The sequence below is a fragment of the Xanthomonas sp. CFBP 8443 genome, from assembly GCF_025666195.1.
GTDB lineage: Bacteria > Pseudomonadota > Gammaproteobacteria > Xanthomonadales > Xanthomonadaceae > Xanthomonas_A.
In genome coordinates this window covers 1,219,085-1,244,837 of the sequence record NZ_CP102592.1, presented here as the reverse complement: position 1 = coordinate 1,244,837, position 25,753 = coordinate 1,219,085, and the positions used below count along the sequence as shown (strand labels likewise).

General features: G+C 70.3%; 25 protein-coding genes. 15 read left to right on the top strand and 10 right to left on the bottom strand.

Annotated features, from left to right (window positions below; all coding sequences use genetic code 11):
• Positions 1-227: 227 nt before the first annotated feature.
• Both NUG20_RS05220 and sufT read right to left on the bottom strand, forming a co-directional pair.
• Positions 228-1,331 (bottom strand): branched-chain amino acid aminotransferase, encoded by a 1,104-nt coding sequence (locus tag NUG20_RS05220; protein WP_263397385.1) that lies wholly within the window; start codon positions 1,329-1,331, stop codon positions 228-230.
• A 98-nt stretch (positions 1,332-1,429) separates the two neighbouring features.
• Positions 1,430-1,981, bottom strand: a complete 552-nt coding sequence (gene sufT / locus NUG20_RS05215) for a putative Fe-S cluster assembly protein SufT (RefSeq protein WP_064539496.1) — start codon at positions 1,979-1,981, stop codon at positions 1,430-1,432.
• Between the two features lie 106 nt (positions 1,982-2,087).
• On the opposite strand from sufT, the gene NUG20_RS05210 reads away from it, so the two are divergent.
• The gene (locus tag NUG20_RS05210) at positions 2,088-2,507 is read left to right on the top strand and encodes a hypothetical protein (RefSeq protein WP_263397384.1); all 420 of its coding nucleotides are present in this window, start codon (positions 2,088-2,090) and stop codon (positions 2,505-2,507) included.
• 119 nt (positions 2,508-2,626) lie between these two features.
• Here the strand turns inward: NUG20_RS05210 and NUG20_RS05205 are convergent, their stop codons facing one another.
• Genes NUG20_RS05205 through NUG20_RS05195 form a run of 3 tightly spaced genes read right to left on the bottom strand, consistent with a single transcriptional unit; the run spans position 2,627 to position 4,844 of the window.
• On the bottom strand, positions 2,627-4,075 hold the full coding sequence (locus NUG20_RS05205) for an NAD(P)(+) transhydrogenase (Re/Si-specific) subunit beta (protein ID WP_263397383.1): 1,449 nt from the start codon (positions 4,073-4,075) through the stop codon (positions 2,627-2,629).
• Positions 4,072-4,548 carry a hypothetical protein gene (locus tag NUG20_RS05200; protein ID WP_263397382.1) on the bottom strand — a complete coding sequence of 159 codons (477 nt, stop codon included), beginning with the start codon at positions 4,546-4,548 and terminating at the stop codon, positions 4,072-4,074. The genes NUG20_RS05205 and NUG20_RS05200 overlap by 4 nt, the downstream gene beginning before the upstream one ends.
• Positions 4,545-4,844, bottom strand: a complete 300-nt coding sequence (locus tag NUG20_RS05195) for an NAD(P) transhydrogenase subunit alpha part 2 (protein ID WP_145705660.1) — start codon at positions 4,842-4,844, stop codon at positions 4,545-4,547. Before NUG20_RS05195 ends, NUG20_RS05200 begins: the two co-directional genes overlap by 4 nt.
• 234 nt (positions 4,845-5,078) lie before the next feature.
• Between NUG20_RS05195 and NUG20_RS05190 the strand changes: the two genes are divergently transcribed.
• From NUG20_RS05190 to NUG20_RS05180, 3 genes are read left to right on the top strand one after another with little or no spacing between them, the layout of a single operon-like run.
• Positions 5,079-5,591 carry an RNA polymerase sigma factor gene (locus NUG20_RS05190; RefSeq protein ID WP_317852743.1) on the top strand — a complete coding sequence of 171 codons (513 nt, stop codon included), beginning with the start codon at positions 5,079-5,081 and terminating at the stop codon, positions 5,589-5,591.
• Positions 5,592-5,629: 38 nt separating this feature from the next.
• On the top strand, positions 5,630-5,986 hold the full coding sequence (locus tag NUG20_RS05185) for a hypothetical protein (RefSeq protein ID WP_263398396.1): 357 nt from the start codon (positions 5,630-5,632) through the stop codon (positions 5,984-5,986).
• 5 nt (positions 5,987-5,991) lie between these two features.
• The gene (locus NUG20_RS05180) at positions 5,992-6,471 is read left to right on the top strand and encodes a DUF3106 domain-containing protein (protein ID WP_263397380.1); all 480 of its coding nucleotides are present in this window, start codon (positions 5,992-5,994) and stop codon (positions 6,469-6,471) included.
• Positions 6,472-6,933: 462 nt separating this feature from the next.
• On the opposite strand, the gene NUG20_RS05175 is transcribed toward NUG20_RS05180, so the two are convergent.
• The 3 genes from NUG20_RS05175 to NUG20_RS05165 all read right to left on the bottom strand — a co-directional run bounded on the left by NUG20_RS05175 (position 6,934) and on the right by NUG20_RS05165 (position 13,098).
• Entirely contained in the window at positions 6,934-8,013 is a 1,080-nt protein-coding gene (locus tag NUG20_RS05175) for an NAD(P) transhydrogenase subunit alpha (protein ID WP_263397379.1), read from the bottom strand.
• Between the two features lie 290 nt (positions 8,014-8,303).
• Positions 8,304-10,631, bottom strand: coding sequence for a PacR family protein (locus NUG20_RS05170; RefSeq protein ID WP_263397378.1), 2,328 nt, complete (start codon positions 10,629-10,631; stop codon positions 8,304-8,306).
• 220 nt (positions 10,632-10,851) lie between these two features.
• Positions 10,852-13,098, bottom strand: a complete 2,247-nt coding sequence (locus NUG20_RS05165; RefSeq protein ID WP_263397377.1) for a DUF1631 family protein — start codon at positions 13,096-13,098, stop codon at positions 10,852-10,854.
• 155 nt (positions 13,099-13,253) lie between these two features.
• Here NUG20_RS05165 and NUG20_RS05160 point away from each other — a divergent pair, with 155 nt between their 5' ends.
• The 5 genes from NUG20_RS05160 to NUG20_RS05140 all read left to right on the top strand — a co-directional run bounded on the left by NUG20_RS05160 (position 13,254) and on the right by NUG20_RS05140 (position 17,495).
• Positions 13,254-13,829 carry a nitroreductase family protein gene (locus NUG20_RS05160; RefSeq protein ID WP_263397376.1) on the top strand — a complete coding sequence of 192 codons (576 nt, stop codon included), beginning with the start codon at positions 13,254-13,256 and terminating at the stop codon, positions 13,827-13,829.
• On the top strand, positions 13,826-14,752 hold the full coding sequence (locus NUG20_RS05155) for a 5'-3' exonuclease (protein WP_263397375.1): 927 nt from the start codon (positions 13,826-13,828) through the stop codon (positions 14,750-14,752). Before NUG20_RS05160 ends, NUG20_RS05155 begins: the two co-directional genes overlap by 4 nt.
• Before the next feature lie 431 nt (positions 14,753-15,183).
• Positions 15,184-15,735: an NUDIX hydrolase gene (locus NUG20_RS05150; protein WP_263397374.1), complete on the top strand. Its 552-nt coding sequence runs from the start codon at positions 15,184-15,186 to the stop codon at positions 15,733-15,735.
• A complete protein-coding gene (locus NUG20_RS05145; protein ID WP_263397373.1) occupies positions 15,728-16,528 on the top strand; it encodes an N-formylglutamate amidohydrolase in 801 nt (266 codons plus the stop codon). Before NUG20_RS05150 ends, NUG20_RS05145 begins: the two co-directional genes overlap by 8 nt.
• A 73-nt stretch (positions 16,529-16,601) precedes the next feature.
• Positions 16,602-17,495: a transglutaminase-like domain-containing protein gene (locus NUG20_RS05140; RefSeq protein ID WP_263397372.1), complete on the top strand. Its 894-nt coding sequence runs from the start codon at positions 16,602-16,604 to the stop codon at positions 17,493-17,495.
• Positions 17,496-17,553: 58 nt separating this feature from the next.
• Here the strand turns inward: NUG20_RS05140 and pip are convergent, their stop codons facing one another.
• The gene (pip, locus tag NUG20_RS05135) at positions 17,554-18,495 is read right to left on the bottom strand and encodes a prolyl aminopeptidase (protein WP_263397371.1); all 942 of its coding nucleotides are present in this window, start codon (positions 18,493-18,495) and stop codon (positions 17,554-17,556) included.
• A 131-nt stretch (positions 18,496-18,626) separates the two neighbouring features.
• Entirely contained in the window at positions 18,627-19,460 is an 834-nt protein-coding gene (gene prmC / locus NUG20_RS05130) for a peptide chain release factor N(5)-glutamine methyltransferase (protein ID WP_263397370.1), read from the bottom strand.
• Positions 19,461-19,675: 215 nt separating this feature from the next.
• On the opposite strand from prmC, the gene ahpC reads away from it, so the two are divergent.
• The 6 genes from ahpC (at position 19,676) to tal (ending at position 25,526) form a co-directional block, all read left to right on the top strand.
• Positions 19,676-20,239, top strand: a complete 564-nt coding sequence (gene ahpC / locus NUG20_RS05125) for an alkyl hydroperoxide reductase subunit C (protein ID WP_263397369.1) — start codon at positions 19,676-19,678, stop codon at positions 20,237-20,239.
• A gap of 186 nt (positions 20,240-20,425) precedes the next feature.
• Complete coding sequence (gene ahpF, locus NUG20_RS05120) at positions 20,426-22,015, top strand: alkyl hydroperoxide reductase subunit F (protein ID WP_263397368.1); 1,590 nt, start codon at positions 20,426-20,428, stop codon at positions 22,013-22,015.
• A gap of 97 nt (positions 22,016-22,112) precedes the next feature.
• On the top strand, positions 22,113-23,078 hold the full coding sequence (locus NUG20_RS05115; protein ID WP_263397367.1) for a LysR substrate-binding domain-containing protein: 966 nt from the start codon (positions 22,113-22,115) through the stop codon (positions 23,076-23,078).
• 100 nt (positions 23,079-23,178) lie between these two features.
• Positions 23,179-23,973 carry a tetraspanin family protein gene (locus NUG20_RS05110; RefSeq protein ID WP_263397366.1) on the top strand — a complete coding sequence of 265 codons (795 nt, stop codon included), beginning with the start codon at positions 23,179-23,181 and terminating at the stop codon, positions 23,971-23,973.
• Between the two features lie 98 nt (positions 23,974-24,071).
• A complete protein-coding gene (gene rnk / locus NUG20_RS05105; RefSeq protein ID WP_263397365.1) occupies positions 24,072-24,512 on the top strand; it encodes a nucleoside diphosphate kinase regulator in 441 nt (146 codons plus the stop codon).
• Positions 24,513-24,557: 45 nt separating this feature from the next.
• Positions 24,558-25,526 carry a transaldolase gene (tal, locus tag NUG20_RS05100; protein WP_263397364.1) on the top strand — a complete coding sequence of 323 codons (969 nt, stop codon included), beginning with the start codon at positions 24,558-24,560 and terminating at the stop codon, positions 25,524-25,526.
• Positions 25,527-25,753: the final 227 nt, after the last annotated feature.

Genomic DNA, 25,753 nt, shown 5'->3' with positions numbered 1-25,753 from the left:
TCGGCAGGCGCTGAAGTAGGCGCCGCGGTCAGGACTGGTCAGCGTGCAACGGCCGCGCATGGCGCTACGCCTGCAGGCGCTGGCGATCTGCCGGCAGCGCGTGGTTGCGGCGATCCAACGGCAGCGAAGAACGAATGGCGGGCAGGACCGCCGCGCATCGGCGACGGTTTCACCGGCTCCAAGGGCCGATGCCGCGGCAGCATCGCCGCGGCATCGGCACGTGCCGCTCAACCGTCCAGGCGCACCAGCCAGCCATGGCGGTCGGGCACGCGGCCGTACTGGATGTCGGTCAGTTCCTGGCGCAGCGACAGGGTCACCGCGCCGGCCGGCGCGGCCAGATCGCCGACCGCGAAATCCTTGCCCTTCAGCTGCCCGATCGGGGTCACCACCGCGGCGGTGCCGCAGGCGAAGATCTCGGCGATCTCGCCGGAGGCCACGCCGTCGCGCCACTCGTCGATGGTCACCTGGCGCTCGACCACCTGCATGCCGCGATCGCGCGCCAGCTGCAGGATGCTGTCGCGGGTGATGCCCTCGAGGATGCTGCCGGACAGCGCCGGGGTGACCAGGCTGCCGTCGCGCATCACCAGGAACACGTTCATGCCGCCCAGTTCTTCCAGGTACTTGCCCTCGACCGGGTCCAGAAACAGCACCTGCGAGCAGCCCTGCGCCTGCGCCTGCTGCTGCGGCAGCAGCGAGGCGGCGTAGTTGCCGCCGCACTTGGCCGCGCCGGTGCCGCCCTTGGCCGCACGCGCGTAGTCGGTGGACAGCCAGATCGCCACCGGCGCCACACCCTTGGCGAAGTAGGCGCCGGCCGGGCTGGCGATGACGTAGTAGCCGGCCTTCTGCGCCGCGCGCACGCCCAGGAACGCCTCGTTGGCGATCATGAAGGGACGGAAGTACAGGCTGGTCTCCGGCGCCGACGGTACCCACGCGGCATCGACCGCGATCAGCTGGCGCAGCGATTCGACGAACAGCTCCACCGGCAGGTCCGGCAGCGCCAGGCGCTGCGCCGAGCGCTGCAGGCGCTTGCCGTTGGCCTCGGGGCGGAAGGTCCAGATCGAGCCGTCGGCATGGCGGTAGGCCTTGATGCCCTCGAAGATCTCCTGGCCGTAGTGCAGCACCGAGGCGGCCGGATCCAGCGCCAGCGGACCGTAGGCGCGGACCTGGGCGTCGTGCCAGCCCTGCTCGCGGTCCCATTCGATGGCGACCATGTGGTCGGTGAAGTAGTTGCCGAAGCCCGGCGCGGCGAGGATCTGCGCGCGCGCATCGGCGCTGCGTGCGGTCGTGGACGGGATCAGGCGGAACTGCGAAGACGGCTCGGTAGCGGACACCGGGGGTTTCCTGTGGTAGTCGAGGGACGGCCGTGCCGCTGCATCATCCGAGCAGCGGCGGCGCCTTGTCCCGGCCCCAGGTCGCGCAGTCGCGCGGGTCAGAGCATGCCGGTTTCGAGGCGCGCGGCCTCGGACATCATATGCCGGCCCCACGGCGGATCGAACACCAGCTCGACATCGGCCTCGGCGATGGTCGGGATCAGCTCCAGCTTGCTGCGCACGTCGTCGACCAGGATCTCGCCCATGCCGCAGCCCGGCGCGGTCAGCGTCATCTTGACCTCCACCAGGCGCTGGCCGTCCTCGCGCGGCTGCACGCCGACTTCGTAGACCAGGCCCAGGTCGACGATGTTGAACGGGATCTCCGGATCGAAGCAGGTGCGCAGCTGCTGCCAGATCAGCGCCTCGACCTGCTCGTCGCTGGCGCCCTCGGGCAGGTCCAGGCCCGGCGGCGGCTCCTTGCCGATCGCATCGCCGTCCTTGCCGGCGATGCGGAACAGGTTGCCCTCCACGAACACCGTGTAGCTGCCGCCCAGCGCCTGGGTGATGTAGCCGTAGCTGCCGGCCGGCAGGGTCACCGCGTCGCCCTGCGGCACCATGACCGCCGCGCAATCGCGTTCGAATTGGACAGGTTCACTGCTGCGTGAGTACATGGGGGCGATATGGGGGCAGGCCCCGCCGGTGCAAGTCGCCCAGTTTATCCGAGTGCGCGGGGTACGTGCCGGAGGGTATCCTGTGCGGATTCTTCGGGAACATCGCATGCCGCCCTCCTCCATGCCGGCCAGGACCACGCACTGGCTATGGCCCTTGCTGCTGTGCCTGGGCTGCTTCACCGCCCTGATCGCCTGGATGCTGGTCGCCTTGAGCCTGGGCCATCAGGCCGGCTGGATGGCGGTGCCGGTAGCGCTGGAGATCGCGTGGATGCTGCGCCTGGGCACGCTGCCGCGCGGCAAGCTGCGCATCGCCGTGGCGGTGCTGGCCACCGCGCTGGTCATCGCCGCCGCCAACTGGGGCATCGCCGCCGCGCACATGGGCGCGGGACTGGGCCTGGATCCGTGGGATTCGTCGCTGAAGATGGGCGCGCGCTACGCGTGGACGCTGACCGTGCTGGCCAACCGCCCCGGCGACGTGCTGTGGCTGGGCATCGGCTTGGTCGTGGCGTATTTCAGCGCGCGCTGAGAGTAGTGGTCGTGGCTGAAGCCGCTCCTACAGTCAGTGCTCCCGCCCCCCTGTAGGAGCGGCTTCAGCCGCGACCGACACCCGGCCGGAGCGGCCAAGCATCGGTCGCCAGCACAAGCTCAATGCCCGCCGTCCAGCGCCTTCAGTTCGCTGACCAGCGCGCCGGCCGCCTCGGCGCCGTCGCCGTACAGCATGCGCGTGTTGTCGGCATAGAACAGCGCGTTCTCGATGCCGGCGAACCCGGTGCCCTTGCCGCGCTTGATCACGATGACGTTCTTGGAATTGACCACGTCCAGGATCGGCATGCCGAAGATCGGGCTGGCCGGATCGGTCTTGGCCACCGGGTTGACCACGTCGTTGGCGCCGATCACCAGCGACACGTCGGTGCTGGGGAACTCGGGATTGATGTCGTCCATGTCGGCGATCAGGTCGTAGGGCACGCCGGCCTCGGCCAGCAGCACGTTCATGTGCCCGGGCATGCGCCCGGCCACCGGGTGGATCGCGAACTTGACCTTGACCCCGCGCTCGATCAACCGCTGCGCCAGCTCCCAGATCTTGTGCTGCGCCTGCGCCACCGCCATGCCGTAGCCGGGCACGATCACCACGCGCTCGGCGTAGGCCATCATCGCCGCCACGTCGCCGGCCTCGATCGGCTTCTGCGCGCCGCTGATCTCCTGCGCCTGGCCGCCGCCGCCGAAGTTGGAGAACAGCACGCCGCTGATCGGCCGGTTCATCGCCTTGGCCATCAGCCGGGTCAGCAGGATGCCGGCCGCGCCGACCATCATGCCGGCGATGATCAGCGCCTCGTTGCCGAGCACGTAGCCTTCGAACGCCACCGCCAGGCCGGTGAAGGCGTTGTACAGCGAGATCACCACCGGCATGTCGGCGCCGCCGATCGGCAGCGTCATCAGCACGCCCAGTGCCAGCGCGACCGCAAAGAAGGCCACGATCGCCACCGGGCTTAGGCTGATCGCCGCCCAAGCGCCCAGGCCCAGCATCGCCACGAACACCAGCAGGTTGAACGCCTGCTGGCCGGGGAAGGTCACGCGCTTGTCCAGCCGCCCGTCGAGCTTGGCCCAGGCGATGATCGAGCCGGACAGCGAGATCGCGCCGATCGCCGAACCGATGATGGCCAGCGCCAGCGTGGTCGCATCGGGCTGGCGCGCAGCCAGCGCGGCAATCGCGCTCTCGCTCCAGTGCGAGGTGTCGCGGTGCGCCAGGAACGAGAAGCGCAGCAGTTCCACCGCCCCGATTGCCGCCGCCGAGCCGCCGCCCATGCCGTTGTACAGCGCGACCATCTGCGGCATGTCGGTGATGGCGACCTTCTTGGCCGAGATCCACGCCGCGCCGGTGCCAATCACCAGCGCCAGCAGGATCAGGGTCAGGTTGTGCAGGCCGGGCAGGAAGAAGGTGGCGGCGGTCGCCAGCAGCATGCCGAACCCGGCCCAATGGATGCCGCTGCGCGCGGTCTTCGGCGAAGCCATGCGCTGCAGGCCGAGCAGGAACAGGGTAGCGGCCACCAGATAGCTGACCTTCACCAGCCAGGACAGTGCTTCGGTCGTGCTCATGCGTGTCCCCCGATCAGCATGTCCGCCGGATCGCGCGCGCGGTCCAGGCGATGGTGCTCGAACATCTCGATGGCGGTCTTCAGCAGCCCCACCATGCCCAGGCCGAACGCGACCAGACCCAGCGACAACTGGTTCAGCGGCGTGGAACTCGCCAGGTAGGCGCCGACCAGGCCGATCACGATCGGCACCAGCGCCTCGATCGAGAGCAGCCACAGCGCCAGGCGCCCCTTGCGCGGGTCCTGCCAGATCGAATGCGAGATCTTGTTCTGGGTGCGGGTGGGATCCTGCAGCGACGACAGGCCGACGCCCACGCCGGCGTACAGCAGCGCGTAGTTCCAGTCGTCGAACACGCCGGCCATGCCGTTGAACAGCGGCCTGGCGGCGTAGATGGCGGCGGCGACCATCGCCGGGTACTGCAGGTAGCTCAGCATCTGGAACCACGCCCTGGGCCCCAGCGGCCGCGCCGAGCTCATGGCTTGTCTCCGGGCTTCTTCGAGCTCTTGAACATCTCCAGCATGCGCTCGGTGACCACGTAGCCGCCGGCGGCATTGCCGGCGCCGAGCAGCACGGCGAGGAAGCCCACCGCCTTTTCCAGCGTGGTGTCGGCGTGGCCGAGCACCACCATCGCGCCGATCAGCACGATGCCGTGGATGAAGTTGGAACCGGACATCAGCGGGGTGTGCAGGATCACCGGCACCCGCGAGATGATCACATGTCCGGCGATGGCCGCCAGCATGAAGATGTACAACGCCACGAACCCGTCGCTCATTCTCGCTCTCCCGGGCGCCGCGCCCGACCGTCGCAATCATAACCGCGTGCTGAATCCATGGGCGACAGCTGTGCGCCTCCAGTTCAAGGCGCGCGGCCCGGCGCCGGTCAACCGCGACGGCGGCCAAGCGTTATCCACGGTATCCCCGCGCCAGGAAGCTAAGCTGTGCTGGTGAGCACTCCCGCCCTCGACCCCTCATCGACCGATCCGGAGACCGACGACGCGACGCGTCCGCTGCCGGTGTCGCTGGACGCGTTCCTGGCCGAGATCGGCCCACGCGCGTTCCGCTTCGCCGAGGCCGGGCTGCGCCAGCGCGAGGACGCGCTGGATGCGGTGCAGGACGCGATGATCAAGCTGCTCGCCTATCGGGAGCGGCCGGCGCAGGAATGGACGCCGCTGTTCTGGAGCATCCTGCGCCGGCGCATCATCGACCTGCAGCGCCGCCGCGGCTTCCGCATGCGCTTCTGGGCGCCCACCAGCGAGCGCAGCGAGGACAGCCAGCCGGACTGGGCCGACGAAGGGCCGAGCCCGGCACAACGCCACGAGCAGCGGCAGACCCATGCGCGGCTGGTGACGGCACTGCGCGCGTTGCCGGCGCGACAGCGCGAAGCCTTCACCCTGCGCGTGCTCGAGGAGCTGGACGTGGCCACCACCGCGCGCGCGATGGGCTGCTCCGAAGGCTCGGTCAAAACCCACCTGTCGCGCGCCCGCGAGGCGTTGCAGAAACACCTGGAGGACATCCGGTGAAACCCGACACCCCCCCTTCCGCCGCGTTCGATGCGCAGATGCGACGCGCGCACCAGGCCTCGCTGCAGGCCCTGCCGGCGCAGACCCTGGCGCAGCTGCGCGGCGCGCGCCACGACGCCGTCCGCCGCCACGCCGCCACGCCGCGGCGCTGGGGCTGGCTGCTGGCGGCGGCACCGGCGCTGCTGGGCGCCGCGTTCGGCATGCACCTGCTGCTGCGTCCGACACTGCCCCCGTCGCTGCCGGTGGCGAGCGTCGCCAGCGCTCCCGCGGCGGCCGCACTGCCCGCCGGCGCCACCGCGCAAGGCGATGGCGACGACGCCGTGGCCGGCCTGCTCGAAGAAAATCCCGACCTGTACCTGTGGCTGGGCTCCGATACCTCGCTGGCGATGGAATGAACACGATGAACCGCCTGATCCGCATGTCCCTGGCGCTGGCCCTGCTGGCCGGCGCCCCGCTGGCGGCCTTCGCCGCGCCGCCACCGCCACCGCCGCCTCCGGATGAAGAAGCCGACACGCGGCCGCCGCTGCCGGACTGGGAACACCTGAGCGCGCAGCAGCGCGAGCTGCTGATCGCGCCGATGCGCCAGCGCTGGAACGATGCGCCGCAGCAGCGGCGCCGGATGTTCGAACACGCGCAACGCTGGCAGGCGATGACGCCCGAGCAGCGCGAGCGCGCGCGCAAGGGCGCCCGCCGCTACGAGGACATGAGCCCGCAGCAGCGCGAAGAGGCGCGCGTGCTGTTCGAACGCATGCGCGCGTTGCCACCGGAACAGCGCAAGGCGCTGCGCGATCGCTGGGAAGCGATGACCCCGCAGCAGCGCGACGCCTGGATCAAGGCCAACGCCGGCCCCGACGCCAGACCTGCGCCGGGTTCCAGGTGAGCGTCCTGCGAGCGCATCGAGACGACCGCAGCGTTTTTCGGAGCCGTTTGCAGACTGTCGCTGCGACCGACGGGTGATCCCGGGCATCAGCCGCGACGGGGGCAACCGAGCGAACAAGGGCTGTCGCCGATCGAATCCGTCGCGATTAAAACCGCGACATCGCACCATCGTCCGGGTCGGAAATGCGCAAACCTGGCGATCCAACGGTTTCGCCCAGGAGCATGCTGCTGGGGCCAGTTGCAGGAGCGACTTCAGTCGCGACACTTCGCGGGAGATCCGCGGCCGGCGACTGGTGCGGTGTGGGAGCGACTGGTGTGGGAGCGACTTCAGTCGCGACGGGCGTTACCGGTAGAGCCTGTCGCGACTGAAGTCGCTCCCACAGGTATTTGCCGTCTGCTGCGTTGTTGGACGAAGACACTACCGCAGCGCCTGCCACGCCCGACATGCGCCGCTGCATCCAGATCAGCCGGTCCAGCGCGTCTTGGCCAGCAGCTCGTCGTCCCAGTCGTAGGCGATCGCGCCGTCCTTCAGGAACAGCGCGACGAAGTTGTAGACGTTGCGCGCGTACATCTCGCTGGCGTGCACGGCGCCCATGCTAGCCAGGTCGAGCGGGCCGGCGACGACCACGCCGCCGTGCTCGATGGTTTCGCCGGGGCGGGTCAGTTCGCAGTTGCCGCCGGTCTCGGCGGCCAGGTCCACCACCACGCTGCCCGGCTTCATGCCCTCGACCATCGCCGCGCTGAGGATCTTCGGTGCCGGCCGCCCGGGCACCGCGGCGGTGCACACCACCACGTCGATGCCCTTCAGGTGATCGGCCAGGCGCCGCTGCTGCTCGGCGCGCTCCTCCTCGGTCAGTTGCCGCGCGTAGCCGCCCTCGCCCGCGGCGCTGACGCCCAGGTCGAGGAACTTGCCGCCCAGCGACTCGATCTGCTCGCGCGTCTCCGGGCGCACGTCGAAACCCTCGACCTGCGCGCCCAGGCGCTTGGCGGTGGCGATGGCCTGCAGGCCGGCGACGCCGGCGCCGACGATCAACACCTTGGACGGGCGGATGGTGCCGGCGGCGGTGGTCAGCATCGGGAAGAAGCGCGGCGCCAGCTGCGCGGCGATCAGGGTGGCCTTGTAGCCGGCCATGCCGGCCTGCGAACTGAGCACGTCCATCGCCTGGGCACGCGTCGTGCGCGGCAGCCGCTCCAGCGGGAAGGCGACCAGTTCGCGCGCCTGCATCGCCTCTGCGCGCGCCGGATCGGCCTGCGGCTGCAGGATGCCGACCACGCCTGCGGCGGGCTTGAGCTGGTTCAGCGCCGCGACCGGCAACGGCTGCACGCACAGCACCAGGTCGGCCTGCGCCGGGGTCGCGGCATCGGCGAGCTGCGCGCCGGCCGCCAGATAGGCCGCATCGACGAAACCGGCCGACGCGCCGGCGCCGGGCTCGACGTGCACCTGCGCGCCGAGCGCGCCGAGCTTCTTCACCGTCTCCGGCGTCGCCGCCACGCGGCGTTCGCCGTGCGCCGATTCCTTCACCACCAGCACCTGCACTGCCATGCGATTCCCCGTGGGTTGCCCGCCTTAGTCGGCGCCGATGCTACAGGGTCCGCGCGGCGATGGCAGCGCCGGGCCGGCCGGCTGCGCGTCCTGGGCGGTCGCGCGCCGGGTGCGCAGGCGGGTAAGGGGGGAAGGATCCACCTTGTGGGAGCGACTCTGGGTGGCCTCGGCCATCAGTCGCGACGCATCGCCGGGAAAGCCCGTCGCGACTGATGGCCAGAGGCCACCCAGAGTCGCTCCCACATGAAATCGCCGCCCCACCGTCACCGTTGGTGGAGGCAACAGGCCTCTCAGTGCAAGGTCGCGTTCTGCGGATCGAGGCGATCGATGACGCCCTGCATCGCGCTGTCGAAGGCGCCGTCGTTGACGTGGCTGCGCAGCCGGCCCAGCCGCACCATCACCGCCAGCTCCTCCGGCGAGGCCACGCAGAAGCGCACGCCGCGGCGATTGACGAACAGCAGCCGCGCCGAGATCGGGCTCACCCACGACAGCTTGCCGGTCTGCACCTTGCCGTCGCGGTCGATGAAGTCCAGCCAGGTGCCGATCGGCATCGAGCGGAAGCGGTCGGCGTCGGCGTTGTCGTAGTCCTCGATCTTCTCCGCGGCGGCGACCTCCACCGACTGCGCCTCCTGCACCGGCGGTTGCGGCAAGGCCACCTGCGGCAGTTCCGGCAGCGGGCGCTCCAGTTCCGGACGCACTTCGGCCACGCCCTGCAGCGTGTCGTGCAGCACGTTGATCGCCGCGGCGGCAGCCTCGGCATGCAGGCCGACGCTGGCGAACACCTTCTGCAGCGGCCCTTGCCAGGCCTGCAGCCAGGGCTTGCCGACGATGTGCCGGCGCGCCTCGGCCGCTTCCTCGAGCACGCCGTCGGCCAGCGCCAGCGCATCGCGCACGCCCGCGCCTTCCTCGCCTTCGCGCAGCATGGCCATGGTCAGGTGGTGCTGCCAAGGCTGGCGCAGGAAGTCCTCCAGCGCCTGCGGCAATTGCAGGCCCTGCAGCCGCACCTGCAGTTCGGCCTCGGCGCGCTGCCGCGCCAGTTCCAGCTTCTCCTGCCCGCGCTGGGTCTCCGCGGCGCGGCGCTCGGCGATCTCGATGCGGCGCCGGTGCTGGCTCAGGAAATCGCGGAATTCCTCTTCCAGGGTCAGGAAGATCGCCAGGTTCTCGTTGAACTCGGCGACCAGCCGCTCGACGATTTCCTCGACCTTGCCCATCAGTACGCGTTCGGCCGGACTCTCGCCGGTATTGCCTTCGCAGGCCTCGGCCAGCGAATTGAGCAGGCGCCGCGCCGGATGGGTCTTCTGCACGAACATGCGCCGGTCGAGCAGCGCGACCTTGACGAACGGCACCACCAGGCGCCCGATCAGCTCGCGCGAGCGGCCTTCCAGATCGCGTTCGTCGAGCATCACGTCGAACAGCATGCCGACCAGGTCGATCGCATCCTCGTCGACCGGATCCAGCCGCGCATGCGCCGGATCCACGCCGAACTGGGTGGCGTTGGACAGCACTTCGCTCTTCAGCCGCTGCGCCAGCGATTCGCCGTCGTCGCCGATCGCCGCGCGCAGCGTGGCGCTGGGCGTGGCCTGCAGCAGCGACAGCACCGAAATCATCTCGCGCTGGCTCAGCGGCCGCTGCTGGCCGACCGCGGCGGTCGCCGCCGAGGTGGCGCTCTCGCGCACGCTGCGGGTCTGCTGCAGCAATTCGTGCAAGGCCTCCAGCAACACGCCCTGGCTGCCGCCGGGCAGGTTGGCGCCGGCCTCGGCGTAGCCTTCGCCGGCCTGCAGGCGGCCGCGGCTCTCGGCCCAGCGATTGACGAAGCGGCTGGCCCAGGCCGGCGCGTAGTGTTCGTCGTACTCGCCCGCCTCGCCGCCGGCGCCGCCGTCCTCGCCGGTGCCGGCACTGTCGTTGCGCGCCTGGCGCTCTTCCGGTGCCGGTGCGCGCCGCGGCGGCGGTGGCGGCCGTGGCCGCGAGATCTCCGGCATGACCCCGGCCTGCGCCAGGCTGTCGTCCAGTTGCTGGTAGAGCTTGCCGATGCCGGCGGTGAGGTCGCGCTCGCACAGCTTGATCAGCACCAGCCGCACTTCCGGGGCCAGGTCGCTGGTGGAGAACGCGGCATGCACCGCGACGCCGACGTGTTCGGGGCCGACCGGATTGGTGTCGGCGTCCAGTTCCAGGCCGCCGGCGATCCAGCCCAGGCGGCGGTCGATGCGGCTGAGCACCGGCTTCCATTCGCGCAGCAGCACGCTGGCCAGATTGCGCACCGCCAGCCGCGATTCCAGTTCGCTTTCGGATACCAGGCTCAGGCCCTGGCCGTAGCCGGCCAGCGCCACTTCCGCCGACAGCGGCGTGCCGGCTTCCAGCGCCTGCCAGGCCTGGTCCAGCTGCGCGCGGAAGCGCGCGGCGATCTCCTCGCGGCGGCGGCGCAGCTCGCGCATGCCGTCCAGGAACAGCAGCTGCGAGGCGCCGGCGCTCTCGGCGCGATCGAACAGCACGTCGTCGAAATGCGCCAGCGCGGCGGCGAACGCCTGCCCCAGCACCGGCAGCATGCCGTCGCGCGCCTGCACCAGCAGATGCGGAGCGCGCGCGGGATGTGCATGCGGCGAGCTGGGGCTGAAACTCATGCGCGAAGGCTCCGCGCCGCGAGCGGCGCTAGGGAAGAAGTAAAAGGAAGTCGAACGGACGCGGCCCCTGTTTCCGCCTCTGCATGGTAGGCAAGGTACCTGAACGACAACCGTGATGCATAGCGCATTTCATGCTCCGGACCGTGACTCGCCCTCATCGTAGGCCGTCTATACGTAACCCCGCCTGCAGCGGCGTGCCAAATCGAGGCGGCGCCGCGGGTCAGGCGGCGGCCGCGACCCGCTCCAGCCGGTCCACCGCGCCCTGCATCGCGCTATAGAACGCATCGTCGTCGCGATGCAGGCGCAACCGGTCCAGCCGCACCATCATCGCCAGCGCCTCCGGCGAGGCCACGCACAGGCGGCCGCCGCGGCGGTTCACGAACATCAGCCGCGCCGAGATCGGGCTCACCCAGGACAGCTTGCCCGGTTGCACGCGGCCCTCGCGATCGACGAAGTCCAGCCAGGTGCCCATCGCCAGCGTGCGGAAATAATCGGCGGTGACATGGTCGAAATCGGTGGCCTGCGCCGGTTCCGGCAGCGCCGGCACCGTCTCCGCCGCGGGCGCTTCGGGCGCGATCACGGCGGCCGGCGCCGGCGTCTGCAGCGGGCGCGCATGCGCCAGGTCGTCCAGCGCCGCGTGCAGCGCCAGCCACGCGGCCTCGGCGGCGGCTGCGTCCAGGCCGACGCTGGTCCACAGCCGCAACAGCTCGGCGCGCTGCGGCTGCAGCCAGCCGGCGGCTGGCATGCCGCCCCCGGCCTGCGCCTGGCGGCATTGCGCCAGCACCGCGTCGCCGAGCGCCAGCGCCGCGGTCACCGCCGCGCCGTGGCCGTCGTCGCGCAGCGCCGATTGCTGCAGGTACTGGCACCAGGGCTGGCGCAGGAAGGTTTCGATCGGTGCCGGCAGCGCGGTGCCGTGCGCGTCGCGCTGCAGGCGTTCGTCCACGGCCTGCGCGGCCAGGCGCCGCGCCCGGTCGCGGCGCTCCTCGGCGCGCTGCATTTCGGCCGCGCGGCGCTCGGCGATCTCCACCCGGCGCCGGTATTGCTCGTAGGCGCCGCCGAATTCCGCTTCCAGGCTCAGGAACACCGCCAGGTGCTCGTCGAAATCGCGCACCACCCGCTCCACCACCGCCTGCGCCTGCGCCAGCAGCGCCTGCTCGGCGGCGGTGTCGCCGGCGTTGCCGTCGCAGGCATCGGCGAGCAGGTTGAGCAGGCGCCGTGCCGGATGCCCGTCGCGCACGAACAGGCGGCCGTCGATCAGCGCCACCTTGGCCATCGGCACCAGCATCTGCCCGAGCAGTTCGCGTTGCGCCGGCTGCAGCACGCATTCGTCGAGCATGACTTCGAACAGCAGCCCGACCAGCTCCAGCGTGTCCGCATCGGCCGGCTCCAGCCGGGTGCCGGCCGGATCCAGACCCAGCGACGCGCCGACCGCCACCACCTGCTGGCGCAGCCCCTGCGCCAGCGGTCCGCCGTGTTCGCCGATGGCGGCGAAGCCGGCCAGCGGCGTGGTCTGCAGCAGCGACAGGATCGACAGCAGTTCGCGCGGCGACAGGCTGCGGCGCGCGTCGTCGGCGGTGTCGGCCGCAGCCGGCTGCGCCTCGTGCAGCAAGGCGCGCAACGCCGGCGGCAGCACCTCGTGGTCGTCGCGCGCATGCGCGTCCAGCGCGCGCGCGACGCGGCGCTGCGTGGCCGACAGCGGCGCGGCGGCGTTCCAGGTCTCGAAGAAGCGGCTGATCCAGTCCGGCGCCGCATCGTCATCGCCGCCAGCGCCGGCGCCGTTGCGCGGGATCGCGCGGCGGCGCGTGCGCCCCGTCGGCAGCGAGCGCGCCCGCGCGACTTGGTCCAGGCGCTGCTCCAGCCGCCCGTACAGCTCGCCGACCCGCTCCTGCAGTTCCTGCTCGCAGATCTTGACGATCGCCAGCTGCACCTGCGGCGCCAGCACCAGGCCGTGCAGCGCCGCGTAGACCGCCGCGCCGATGTGTTCGGGGCCGAACGGGTTGTTGTCGGCATCGATGCGCTGGCCGCCGGCGATGAAGCCGAGGAAGCGGTTGAGCCGCATCAGTTCCGGGCGCCAGCGGTGCTGGATCGCGCCGGCCAAGTTGCGCACCGCCAGGCGCACGTCCAGTTCCTGCTCGGACACCAAGCTCAGGTCGCCGCGCTCGCGCGCCAGGGTGCGCTCCACCGACAGCGGGCGACCGGCCTCCAGCGCCTGCCAGGCCTGTGCCAGATGGCCGCGGAAGCGCGCCGCGATCGGCTCGCGCTGCTGCCGCAGCAGCTGGATCGCCTCGAAATAGTCGTTCTGGGTCGGCCCGGCGCGCTCGGCCATGCGGAACAGCGCATCGGCGAGCACGTCCAGCACCTCGCCGAACGCACCGGCGAGCGGCACCGACACCACGTCCCGGACCTGGTCGAGCAGGTCCGAGTTGCGGCTTGGGAGCAACTCCTCGGCATATTCGGCGATTGTCATGGCAGTGTGATACGCAAGCGCAAGTGAGACCGACGTCAATTCGGAAGTTAGCGGCAGATCGAGGATGAAGCTTGACTCTCCGTGTAACCGCGGCATCCGCTGCCGCTGTTGGGCGCCCGACTATAATTCGGCGCCCGCCCCACGGAATCGAGACTATGCGCACACTTCACTCGCTGCAAGCGCTGGATGAGCGCCGCTCGGTGCCGTCCAAGCAATTGGGCGAGCCCGGACCCGACGCGGCGACCCTGCTGGCGATGCTGCGCTCGGCGGTGCGCGTGCCCGACCACGGCAAACTGGTGCCGTTCCGGTTCCTGCGCATCGCCGGCCCGGCGCGGCTGGCGCTGGGCGACTTCCTGGCCGAGCGCACGCTGCAGCGCGACCCCGACGCTCCGCCGGCCGCGGTGGAGAAGGACCGCGCGCGCTTCGCGCATGCGCCGCTGGCGGTCGCGGTGATCGTGCGCCTGCAGCGCGAGGAGAAGGTACCGGAGATCGAGCAGTGGCTGACCGCCGGCTCGGTCTGCTTCGCGCTGCTGCAGGCGGCGCAGGCCTACGGCTTCGGCGCGCAGTGGCTGACCGCGTGGATGGCCTACGACGCCGCGGTCGCCGCGCGGCTGGGCCTGGCCGAGAACGAGCGCATCGCCGGCTTCATCCATATCGGCACCCCGCGCCTGCAGGTGCCCGAGCGCGAGCGCCCGGATCCGCAGCACCTGCTCAGCGACTGGACGCCGTGAACGCAGCGCTGCCGAGCTCGCGGCCGCTGTACCTGGTCGACGCCAGCCTGTACGTGTTCCGCGCCTGGCATTCGATCCCGGACGAGTTCCAGGACGCGCAGGGCTGGCCGACCAACGCGGTGCACGGCTTCGCCCGGTTCCTGCTCGACCTGCTCGAACGCGAGCGCCCGCAGCACATCGCGATCGCCTTCGACGAAGCGCTGGACAGCTGTTTCCGCAATCGCCTCTATCCCGCCTACAAGGCCAACCGCGCGCCGGCGCCGGATGCGCTGCGCCGCCAGTTCGCGCACTGCAAGGCGCTGTGCGCGGCGCTGGGCCTGGGCGTGCTGGCGCACCACGACTACGAGGCCGACGACCTGATCGGCAGCGCGCTGCACAGCGTGCGCGGCGCCGGCTTCCACGGCGTGATCGTGTCCGCCGACAAGGACCTGTCGCAACTGCTGCTGCTCGAATTCGACGAGCAATGGGACTACGCCCGCGGCCAGCGCTGGGGCGCGGCCGGGGTCAAGGCGCGGCACGGCGTGCATGCCCACCAGATCGCCGACTACCTGGCGCTGACCGGCGATGCGATCGACAACATTCCCGGGGTCACCGGCATCGGCGCCAAGTCGGCGGCGATCCTGCTGGCGCATTTCGGCGACCTGGACACGCTGCTGCTGCGGATCGACGAGGTCGCGTTCCTGCGCCTGCGTGGCGCGGCGCAGATGGCCGTGCGCCTGCGCGAGCAGCGCGAGCACGCGCTGCTGTGGCGGCAACTGGCCACCATCGCGCTGGACGCGCCGCTGCACTCGGCCGCACCCGGCTTCGCCCGCGGTCAGGCCGACGCCGACATGCTGCACGGCCTGTGCGAAGCGCTGCGCTTCGGCCCGCTGACCCGGCGCAGATTGCTGCAGGCGGCGGGGCTGGCGACGGTCGGCGAGTAGATGGCCTGCGGGCACCGCCCGGGACGATCCTAGGTCGGTCGGAGTCGCTGCCCCGCTCGATCCATCGAATCGAACTGTGTGCGCATGAGCACCATGTAACGCTCCTCGGAGGCCTGCCGCCGCGCCGCCACCAGCGGCGATGTCCTCCCCCGATTCCGGGTTATGCCTCCACTCCCAGGCCACCGCCACATCCCGCCGCACTGCGCGCTTTCATCGCGGTGCTGCGCGAGCAGGACACTGCAGAGGCATCGCCGATGGGACCGTAGTGCCCGCTTCGCCGCGCCTGGATCTATGTCACGGTATCGCACGCCACGCCAGCACGTCGCGCGGCGTCTTGGCATCGTCGCGATGTCGATGGCCCTACACTTCAGCCATCCGGCGATCGCGATCCGCGCGCCGATCCTCCTTCCTCCTCATTCGAGCGAACGCCCATGCCCCGCCACGATTCCCCGCCCCGCATCGTCTACGAAGGCAAGTACCAGCGCATGGTCGTGCGCGGCACCTGGGAATATTCCGAACGCGTGCATGCCGGCGGCCTGGCCGCGATCATCGTCGCGGTGACGCCGGACGACGAGGTGCTGTTCGTCGAGCAGTTCCGCGTGCCGCTGCAGGCGCGCACCATCGAGATGCCGGCCGGGCTGGTCGGCGACATCGACGCCGGCGAATCGATCGAGGTGTCGGCGGTGCGCGAGCTGGAGGAAGAGACCGGTTGGACCGCCGACCACGCCGAAGTGCTGATGATCGGCCCGACCTCCTCCGGCGCCAGTAGCGAGAAGGTCGCCTTCGTCCGCGCCAGCGGCCTGCGCAAGATCGGCGACGGCGGCGGCGACGCCAGCGAGGACATCACCGTGCACGCCGTGCCGCGCGCCCGCGCCGCGGCCTGGCTGGTGCAGAAGATGGGCGAAGGCTACGAGCTGGACGCCAAGCTGTGGGCCGGGCTGTGGATGATCGAGCACCAGCTGGACGGCACCCCGCGTGGCTGACCCGGCCCCGCACGCGGGCAGTGCATCGGCGCTGCTCGGCGCCGGCGATCCGCCGCCCTACCGCGTCTACCAGGCGCAAGGCCGTTCGCCCTACCTGCTGATCGCCGACCACGCCGGGCAGCAGGTGCCGCAGGCGCTGGCCGGCCTGGGCCTGCCGCAACCCGAACTGGACCGGCACATCGGCTGGGACATCGGCATCGATGGCGTCACCCGCGAACTGGCGCAGGCGCTGGACGCGTTCGCGATCACCCAGACCTATTCGCGGCTGGTGATCGACTGCAACCGGCCGCTGGCGGCGCCAGGCTCGATCGCCGAGGCCAGCGACGGCACCGTGGTGCCGGGCAACCAAGGCCTGGACGCCGCCGCGCGCGCGGCGCGCGCCAGCGCGATCTTCGCGCCCTACCACGCGCGCATCGCCGCCGAGCTGGACCGGCGCCGCGACGCCGGGCTGCCCACCATCCTGATCGCCATGCACAGCTTCACCCCGTCGATGGCCGGCGTGGCCCGGCCCTGGCACGCCGGCGTGCTGTACCAGCGCGATGCCCGTTTCGCGCAGGCGCTGCTGGCGCAGCTGCGCGCCGAGCCGGGACTGGTGGTCGGCGACAACCAGCCGTATTCGGTCAGCGACGCCACCGACTACGCGATCCCGGTGCACGCCGAGGCGCGCGGCCTGGCCCACGTGGAACTGGAGATCCGCCAGGACCTGATCGCCGACCCCGCCGGGCAGCGGCAATGGGCGCAGCGCTTGCTCAGCATGCTGAATCGGTTGCAAGCTGCCTTCACACCGGGCTGAGCGCGCGCTGCGCACTCTCGGTGCACTCGCCGTCCGCCTGGACGCCCCCCAGCTGCACGCACCGGACGCCCCCATGCTCATCCGCCTCGGCTACGAGATCCGCTACCGCTTCCTGCAGCCGACCCCGGTGCTGGCCATGCTCGACATCCACGACAGCCGCCGCACCGACATCGTCGTGGCCACCGCGCTGCAGACCGAACCGGCGATCCCGCTGCGCGGCTATCGCGACCAGTTCGGCAACAGCTGCACGCGCATGCTGGCCCCGGCCGGCGTGCTGACCCTGCGCGCCGATGCGGTGGTGCGCGACAGCGGCCTGCCCGACCAGTACCGCTACGACGCGCCGCAGACGCCGGTGGAGCAGTTGCCCGACGACACCCTGATGTACCTGCTCGGCAGCCGCTACTGCGAGACCGACCTGCTCAGCGGCATGGCCTGGGACCTGTTCGGCAGCGCGCCGACCGGCTGGGCGCGGGTGCAGGCGATCTGCGACTACGTGCATGCGCAGATCGAATTCGGCTACGAGCACGCGCGGCCGACCAAGAGCGCCGCGCAGGCGTTGCAGGAAGGCCGCGGCGTATGCCGCGACTTCGCCCATTCGGCGATCGCGCTGTGCCGCTGCATGAACATCCCGGCGCGCTATTGCACCGGTTACCTGGGCGACATCGGCGTGCCCGCGTCGACCGCGCCGATGGATTTCTCCGGCTGGTTCGAGGCGTTCCTGGACGGGCAGTGGTACACCTTCGACGCGCGCCACAACCTGCCGCGCATCGGTCGGGTGCTGATCGCGCGCGGCCGCGACGCCGCCGACGTGGCGATCAGCAACACCTTCGGCTACAACACGCTGGAATCGTTCGTGGTGTGGACCGACGAGACCGATCAGGCGCGGCTGGACCCGCGCCCCGCCGCCCCGGCCAGCGCCGCCGGCACCGGCGCCGCGGCGCTGCGTACCGAAGGGCTCTATCTCTAGCCCCCTTCGCTCCCGCTGAAAGCCGCGTGCCGGTGTTGCGACGGCACGCGGCGCGGCGTCAGGCGAAGCCGTCGGTGGCGCGCACCAGGGCGTCGATGTTCTCCGCCTCGAACGCCGAATGGCCGGCGCTCGGGGTGATCTCCAAGGTCGCCTTCGGCCAGGCCTTGTGCAGCTCCCAGGCGCTCTGCACCGGGCAGACCACGTCGTAGCGCCCCTGCACGATCACCCCGGGGATGTCGGCGATCCTGCCGGCGTCGCGCAGCAACTGGTCTTCCACTTCGAAGAAGCCGCCGTTGACGAAGTAGTGGTTCTCGATGCGCGCGAACGCCAGCGCGAACTGCGCGTTCTCGTGGCCGCTGACGAAATCCGCATCCACGTGCAGGAAGCTGGTGGCGCCTTCCCACACGCTCCAGGCGCGGGCGGCGGCCAGGCGCGTGGCCTCGTCGTCGCTGGTGAGGCGGCGATGGAACGCGGAGATCAGGTCGGCGCGCTCCACCGGCGGGATCGCGGCGATGTAGTGTTCCCAGGCATCCGGGAACAGCCGGCTGGCGCCTTCCTGGTAGAACCATTCCAGCTCCCAGCGGCGCAGCATGAAGATGCCGCGCAGCACCAGCTCGGTGACGCGCTGCGGATGGGTCTGCGCGTAGGCCAGCGCCAGGGTCGAGCCCCAGCTGCCGCCGAACACCTGCCAGCGCTCGATGCCCAGCGTCTCGCGCAGCTTCTCGATGTCGGCCACCAGGTCCCAGGTGGTGTTGTCGACCAGGTCCGCATGCGGCGTGGAGCGGCCGGAACCGCGCTGGTCGAACAGCACGATGCGGTACTTGGCCGGATCGTGGAAGCGCCGCATCTTGGCGTTGTAGCCGCCGCCCGGCCCGCCGTGCAGCAGCACCACCGGCTTGCCCTGCGGGTTGCCGCACTGTTCGTAGTGCAGCGTATGCCGCGCGTCCACCGGCAGCGTGCCGCTGTCGAACGGTTCGATCTCGGGATATAGCGTGCGCATGGCGGCTCCTGCGGAAAATCGCGATTTTAGCGGGGAAGACGCAGCCCTGCCGCGTTCGCCGTCGCATCGCATTCCGCCGACCCGAGCGCCAGCGCGGCGTCCGCCACAGGCACGGCCGCTTGCAATCCGCTTCAGCCAGCCGACCGACGCCCCAGGCTGACCCGGTCGCGCGCTTCCAGGTCCTGGTGGGTCGCCACCGCGTCGAAGCCGGCGGCGGTCAGCAGCGCGCGTACCGCCTCGCCCTGGTCCCAGCCGTGTTCCAGCAGCAGCCAGCCGCCCGGCAGCAGGTGCGCGGGTGCGGCGGCGACGATCTGGCGGATGTCGTCCAAGCCATCGGCGCCGGAGGCCAGGGCGCTGGCCGGTTCGTAGCGCAGGTCGCCCTGGGCCAGGTGCGGGTCGCCGGCGGCGATGTAGGGCGGGTTGCTGGCGATCAGGTCGAAGCGCTGCCCGGCCAGCGGCGCCAGCCAGGGGCCGTGGGCGAACGCGACGTTGTCCAGGCGATGCGCGCGCGCATTGGCCTGCGCCACCGCCAGCGCCGCTTCGCTCAGGTCGGTGGCCAGCACCTGCGCCTGCGGCCGCTCGCTGGCCAGCGCCAGCGCGATCGCGCCGCTGCCGGTACCCAGGTCGGCGATGCGCCGGCCCGGCGCCGCGTCCACCCGCTCCAGCGCCAGCTCCACCAGCCGCTCGGTGTCCGCGCGCGGGATCAGCGTGGCCGGGCCGACCGCCAGGTCCAGGGTCCAGAAGCCGCGCCGTCCAGTCAGGTAGGCCACCGGCTCGCCCTGCGCGCGCCGCGCCAGCAGTTCGCCGAAGCCTTGCACGGCGCTGGCCGGCAGCGGGTCGCGGGCGTGCGCGAACAGCCAGGCGCGGTCGCGCTGCAGGGCGTGGATCAACAGGGCTTCGGCGTCGGCGCGCTCGATCTGCGTGCACGCCGCGCGCAGCAGGGACTCGGGGGTGGAGGCGTTCATCGACGTCACGATGCCGCAGCGGTCCGGAAAAGCCAACGTGGTAGAACTTCAGGACTGCGTGCGTCCCCCGCAGCGCAGCAAAGAGCCAGGCTTGAATAGCGATAGACAAAACCTATCTATTCAATTCCATCAATCGATTTGAGATATCTATCGCCCGCTCCTATGATGAGCCTCGTTCTAACCACCCGCCCCCTTCGCAACCACGAGGAAACTCCATGTCCCTGATCAACACCCCGGTCCAGCCGTTCAAGGCCAACGCTTACAAGAACGGCGAATTCATCGAAGTCACCGACGCGGACCTGAAGGGCAAGTGGTCGGTGCTGATCTTCATGCCGGCCGCCTTCACCTTCAACTGCCCCACCGAAGTGGAAGACGCCGCCGACAACTACGCCGAGTTCCAGAAGATCGGCGCCGAGGTCTACATCGTCACCACCGACACCCATTTCTCGCACAAGGTGTGGCACGAGACCTCGCCGGCCGTGGGCAAGGCGCAGTTCGCGCTGGTCGGCGATCCGACTCACCAGCTGACCCGCGCGTTCGGCGTGCACATCGAGGAAGAAGGCCTGGCCCTGCGCGGCACCTTCGTGATCAACCCGGAAGGCGTGATCAAGACTCTCGAGATCCACGACAACGCGATCGCCCGCGACGTCACCGAGACCCTGCGCAAGCTCAAGGCCGCGCAGTTCGTCGCCGCGCATCCGGGCGAAGTGTGCCCGGCCAAGTGGAAGGAAGGCGAAAAGACCCTGAAGCCGTCGCTGGACCTGGTCGGCAAGATCTAAGCCGCCACGCTCCCATCTCCGCCGTCCCGGCGGGGGTGGGGGTGAACCGCAGCCGGCATTGCGCTCGGCTCGCCCGCCACCGGCAGCGCCGGCTGCGGTTCACCCCTCCTCCCAATTCTTCACGGCGGTCTGCCCTCTGCGGCAGCAACGCCTTCCCCACGTTTTGCCCATCGTCAGGAGTCCGCCATGTTGGATGCCGATCTGAAAACCCAGTTGAAGGCTTACCTGGAGCGGGTCGTTCGGCCCATCCACATCACCGCGTCGGTCGACGACGGCGCCAAGTCGCGCGAGATGCTCGACCTGCTCGAAGACCTGGTCCTGCTGTCGGACAAGATCAGCCTGGACGTGCACCGCGACAGCGGCGAGCGCACCCCGTCGTTCGCGCTGGGCAGCCCCGGCCACGACATCCACCTGCGCTTTGCCGGACTGCCGCTGGGCCATGAGTTCACCTCGCTGGTGCTGGCGCTGCTGCAGGTCGGCGGGCACCCGTCCAAGGCCACCGCCGAGGTCATCGAGCAGGTGCGCAACCTGCCCGGCGAGTACGTGTTCGAAACCTATTTCTCGCTGTCCTGCCAGAACTGCCCGGACGTGGTGCAGGCGCTGAACCTGGCCGCGGTGCTGAACCCGAACATCAAGCACGTGGCGATCGACGGCGCGCTGTTCCAGGACGAGGTCGAGGCACGGCAGATCATGTCGGTACCTACTGTCTACCTCAACGGCGAAGTGTTCGACCAGGGCCGCATGAGCCTGGAGCAGATCGTGGCCAAGCTCGACACCGGCGCGGCCAAGCGCGACGCGGCCAGCATCGCCGCCAAGGCGCCGTTCGACGTGCTGGTGATCGGCGGCGGCCCGGCCGGCGCGGCGGCGGCGATCTATGCCGCGCGCAAGGGCATCCGCACCGGCGTGGCGGCCGAGCGCTTCGGCGGCCAGGTGCTGGACACCATGGCGATCGAGAACTTCATCTCGGTGCAGGAGACAGAAGGCCCGAAGATGGCCGCGGCGCTGGAGCAGCACGTGCGCCAGTACGAGGTGGACATCATGAACCTGCAGCGCGCCGAGCAGCTGATCCCGGCCGGCGCCGACGGCCTGGTCGAGATCAAGCTGGCCAACGGCGCGTCGCTGAAGAGCCGCACGGTGATCCTGTCCACCGGCGCGCGCTGGCGGCAGATGAACGTGCCCGGCGAGGACCAGTACCGCAACAAGGGCGTGGCCTATTGCCCGCACTGCGACGGCCCGCTGTTCAAGGGCAAGCGCGTGGCGGTGATCGGCGGCGGCAACTCCGGCGTGGAAGCGGCGATCGACCTGGCCGGCATCGTCAGCCACGTCACCCTGGTCGAGTTCGACGGCAAGCTGCGCGCCGACGAAGTCCTGCAGCGCAAGCTGCGCAGCCTGGGCAACGTGGACATCATCGTCAACGCGCAGAGCACCGAGGTCACCGGCGACGGGCAGAAGGTCACCGGGCTGGTCTACAAGGACCGCGTCGGCGGCGACATCCACCGGATCGCGCTGGAAGGCATCTTCGTGCAGATCGGCCTGCTGCCCAACACCGAGTGGCTGCAGGGCACGGTGGCGCTGTCGCCGCGCGGCGAGATCGTCGTCGACGACCGCGGGCAGACCTCGCTGCCCGGCGTGTTCGCCGCCGGCGACGCCACCACGGTGCCGTACAAGCAGATCGTCATCGCCATGGGCGAAGGCTCCAAGGCGGCGCTGAGCGCGTTCGACCACCTGATCCGCAGCAGTGCGCCGGTCAGCAACTCGGTCGCCGAAGCGGCCTGATCCGACCTGCCCCGCGCCGCGACCCGGCGCGGGGCCTATGCTGTTCCGGGGCGAGCAACCCCACGCCGCGCCGACCGCACCGCCAAGGAACCTGCCGATGAACCTGCGTGATCTGAAGTACCTGGTGGCGCTGGCCGATCACAAGCATTTCGGGCGCGCCGCGGCGGCGTGCTTCGTCAGCCAGCCGACGTTGTCCACGCAGATCAAGAAGCTCGAGGACGAACTGGGCGTGCCGCTGGTCGAGCGCGCGCCGCGCAAGGTCATGCTGACCCCGGCCGGGCGCGAGGCGGCCAGCCGCGCGCGCGGCATCGTCGCCGAGGTCGAGCAGATGAAGGAAGCGGCGCGGCGCAGCCAGGATCCGGAAGCGGGCACAGTGCGCCTGGGCATCTTCCCGACGCTGGGCCCGTACCTGCTGCCGCACGTGATCCCGAGCATCCGCGAGCGCTTCCCGCAGCTGGAACTGCTGCTGATCGAGGAAAAGAGCGACGTCCTGCTGAGCCGCCTGCGCGAAGGCCGGCTCGACGCGGCGCTGCTGGCGCTGCCGCTGCACGACGACCAGTTGCACAGCGAGTTCCTGTTCGAAGAACCGTTCGTCTTGGCGGTGCCGGAAAACCATCCGCTGGCCAAGCGCGATTCGCTGAGCCTGAGCGAGCTGCACCAGCAGCGGCTGCTGTTGCTGGAGGACGGGCATTGCCTGCGCGAACAGGCGCTGGACGTGTGCCACCTGTCCGGCGCGCTGGAAAAGGCCGAATTCCAGGCCACCAGCCTGGAGACGCTGCGGCAGATGGTCGCCGCCAACGTCGGCGTCACTCTGCTGCCGCTGCTGGCGGTGCAGCCGCCGGTGGCCAGCTCCTCCAATATCCATCTGCTGCGCTTCGACGACGCCGCCGGCCCGAGCCGGCGCATCGCGATGCTGTGGCGCCGCAGCTCGGCGATGAGCGATTTCCTGCAGCAGTTGGCGCAACTGTTCAAGGCCTTGCCCGAGGCGCTGCTGTCGGCCAAGGCCGCACCTGCGGCGGTCGCCGCGGTCACCACCGCGCCGCCGCCGGTTGCAGCGGCCTGAGCGATGCAGCGGCACGGGCGCAACCTGCCTGGGCGGCGCTAACGCCGGGTTGCTGCCGGGAGTGAGACAATCCCGCCCCATTACTTGGGAAAGGATTGCGATGACCTCCATCGGAACCGTGCTCGGCCGCCATCGCAACAATGCGACGCTGTCGATCCTGGTCATGCTGTTCGGCCTGGCGTTGCTGGCCTGCGGCGTGCTGCTGTTCGTGGTCCGCGACAAGGTCGCGCCGGAAGCGGCGCAGACGCTGCAATGGATCATGCTCGGCCTGGCATCGGTCGGCGTGCTGACGATCCTGCTGGGCTGGGCGATCCGCCGCGGCGGCTGGGAACAGGGCGAACTGGGCGTGCGCCGATTCCCCGAGCGCAGCGACGGCACCTACCTCTACGGCGACATCGTCGAGACCTGCCAGTTCTATCGCGCCGGCCTCTCGGTCAACCTCGGCTGGCGCCGCGAAGGCCAGGAACAGTGGCAAGCCGCCAACGGCAACATCGGCGGCTACCACAAGTTCCTCGACCGCTTCATGCAGGGTTATCTGCAGGCGCGCGTGCCGGTGCTGATGGCCCAGCTCGATGCCGGGCAGAGCGTGAGCTTCCGCATGGTCACCACGGCCGGTGCGATCGCCCGCGAATTTGCGGTCAACATGAAGGGCTTCACCCGCGGCCCGCTCGACACCGTGCAGCTGAGCCGCGAGCGCATCGCCTTCGCCGGCAACGAGATCCGTGTCGACGACATCGTCGGCATGGACGTGTCGGCGTGGACCTCGCGCCTGCAGTTCCAGCTGCGTGGCGGCAGCAAGGTCAGCGTCAGCTATACCGCCCTGTTCGACGGTCCGCTGTTGCTGGCGGTGCTGGAACAGCTGCTGCCGTCGCAGCACATCCCTACCGCTGTCTGAGCGCGGCCACCGGCCAGGCGGCCGGTGCCACGCGACAGCCAGCGCCATCCGGGCGGCGCCTCGCAGCGCCGCCTTTTTCGTGACCCAAGGAGTCTGTCATGTCCTCGCAACCGCAAAGCGGCCTGCCCCCCTCGTTGATCGTTTCCAGCCACGACCTGGCCCGTCTTGAGGCCTTGCTCGAATCCCCCGCCCTGAGCCAGCAACCGGCCGCGCTCGCGCTGGCCGCCGAACTCGGCCGCGCCACCGTGATGGCGCCCGAACAGATTCCCGCCGGCATCGTCACCATGCACTCGCGCGTGGAATGCGAGGACGAACTGCATGGCGAACGCCACCAGCTGACCCTGGTCTATCCGCACGAGGCCGATGCCGCGCAAGGCCGCGTCTCGGTGCTGGCGCCGGTCGGCAGCGCCCTGCTCGGCCTGGCGGTGGGCCAGTCGATCGACTGGCAGGGCCCCGGCGGCCGCGCGCTGCGCCTGCGCGTGACCGCGCTGCACTACCAGCCCGAAGCCGCGGGCGACTTCACGCACGCGGCGGGTTAACGTGCGCGGGCTTATCCTCCATTTCATCCGTTACGAGAACTGCCGATGACGTCTTCCGCTCCCTCCAAGTTGGCCCAGCTGCGCGAGTTGTCCGTGGTCGTGGCCGATACCGGCGACTACGATGCGATCAAGCGGCTCAAGCCGGTGGATTGCACCACCAACCCGACCCTGGTGAAGAAAGCCCTGGATCTGCCGGTCTACGCCGACCTGATCGACGAGGCTCTGGCCTGGGCCCACAGCCAGGACGGCGACCATGCCGCGCTGGTCGACGAGATCGCCGACCGCCTGACCATCGGCGTGGGCAGCAAGCTCAGCGCGCTGGTGCCCGGGCGCGTGTCCACCGAGGTGGACGCCGACCTGGCCCACGACACCGCCGCGACCATCGCCAAGGCGCACAAGTTCGTGGCGATGTACGCCGAGCGCGGCGTGTCCAAGGACAAGATCCTGATCAAGGTCGCCGCGACCTGGGAAGGCATCGAGGCCGCGCGCCAGCTGCAGAAGGACGGCATCGACTGCAACCTGACGCTGATCTTCAACCGCACCCAGGCGCTGGCCTGCGCCGAGGCCGGCGTGTTCCTGATTTCCCCGTTCGTCGGCCGCATCCTGGACTGGTACGTGGCCAACGGGCAGACCCCGGCGAACATCGACGAAGACCCGGGCGTGCAGTTCGTGCGCGGCGTCTATGCCGAGTTCAAGCGCCGCGGTTCGCAGACGGTGGTGATGGGCGCCTCGTTCCGTTCCACCGCGCAGATCGAAGCGCTGGCCGGCTGCGACCGCCTGACCATCTCACCGGAGTTGCTGGAAAAGCTCGACGCCGACCATGGCGAGCTGCCGCGCAAGCTCTCGCCCGAGCAGGCCGATGGCGCGGCGATCACGGCGATCGACGCACAGCAGTTCGCCGCCGACCTGGCCGCCGATCCGATGGCGACCGAGAAGCTGGCCAGTGGCATCGACACCTTCGCCAAGGACCTGCAGGCGCTGCGCGACACGATCCGGAAGAAGCTGGTCGGCTGACCGGCAGTTCCGCAACGGTGCGATCTCAGAGCGGCGGCGACGCCGCTCTTTTTTTGCCTGGCGCTTTCGCGGAACCGGGAATGAAAAATAGCGAATACGGAATGGGCAGGCGAATGGTCGCTTCGCCGCCGCCGTTGCGTTTCCCCGATTGGATCCGGCGCCGTCGATGCAAAGAGCGATGGCGCGCCGAACGCAGCTTCCATAACGACGGCCAACGCCGCGGACAC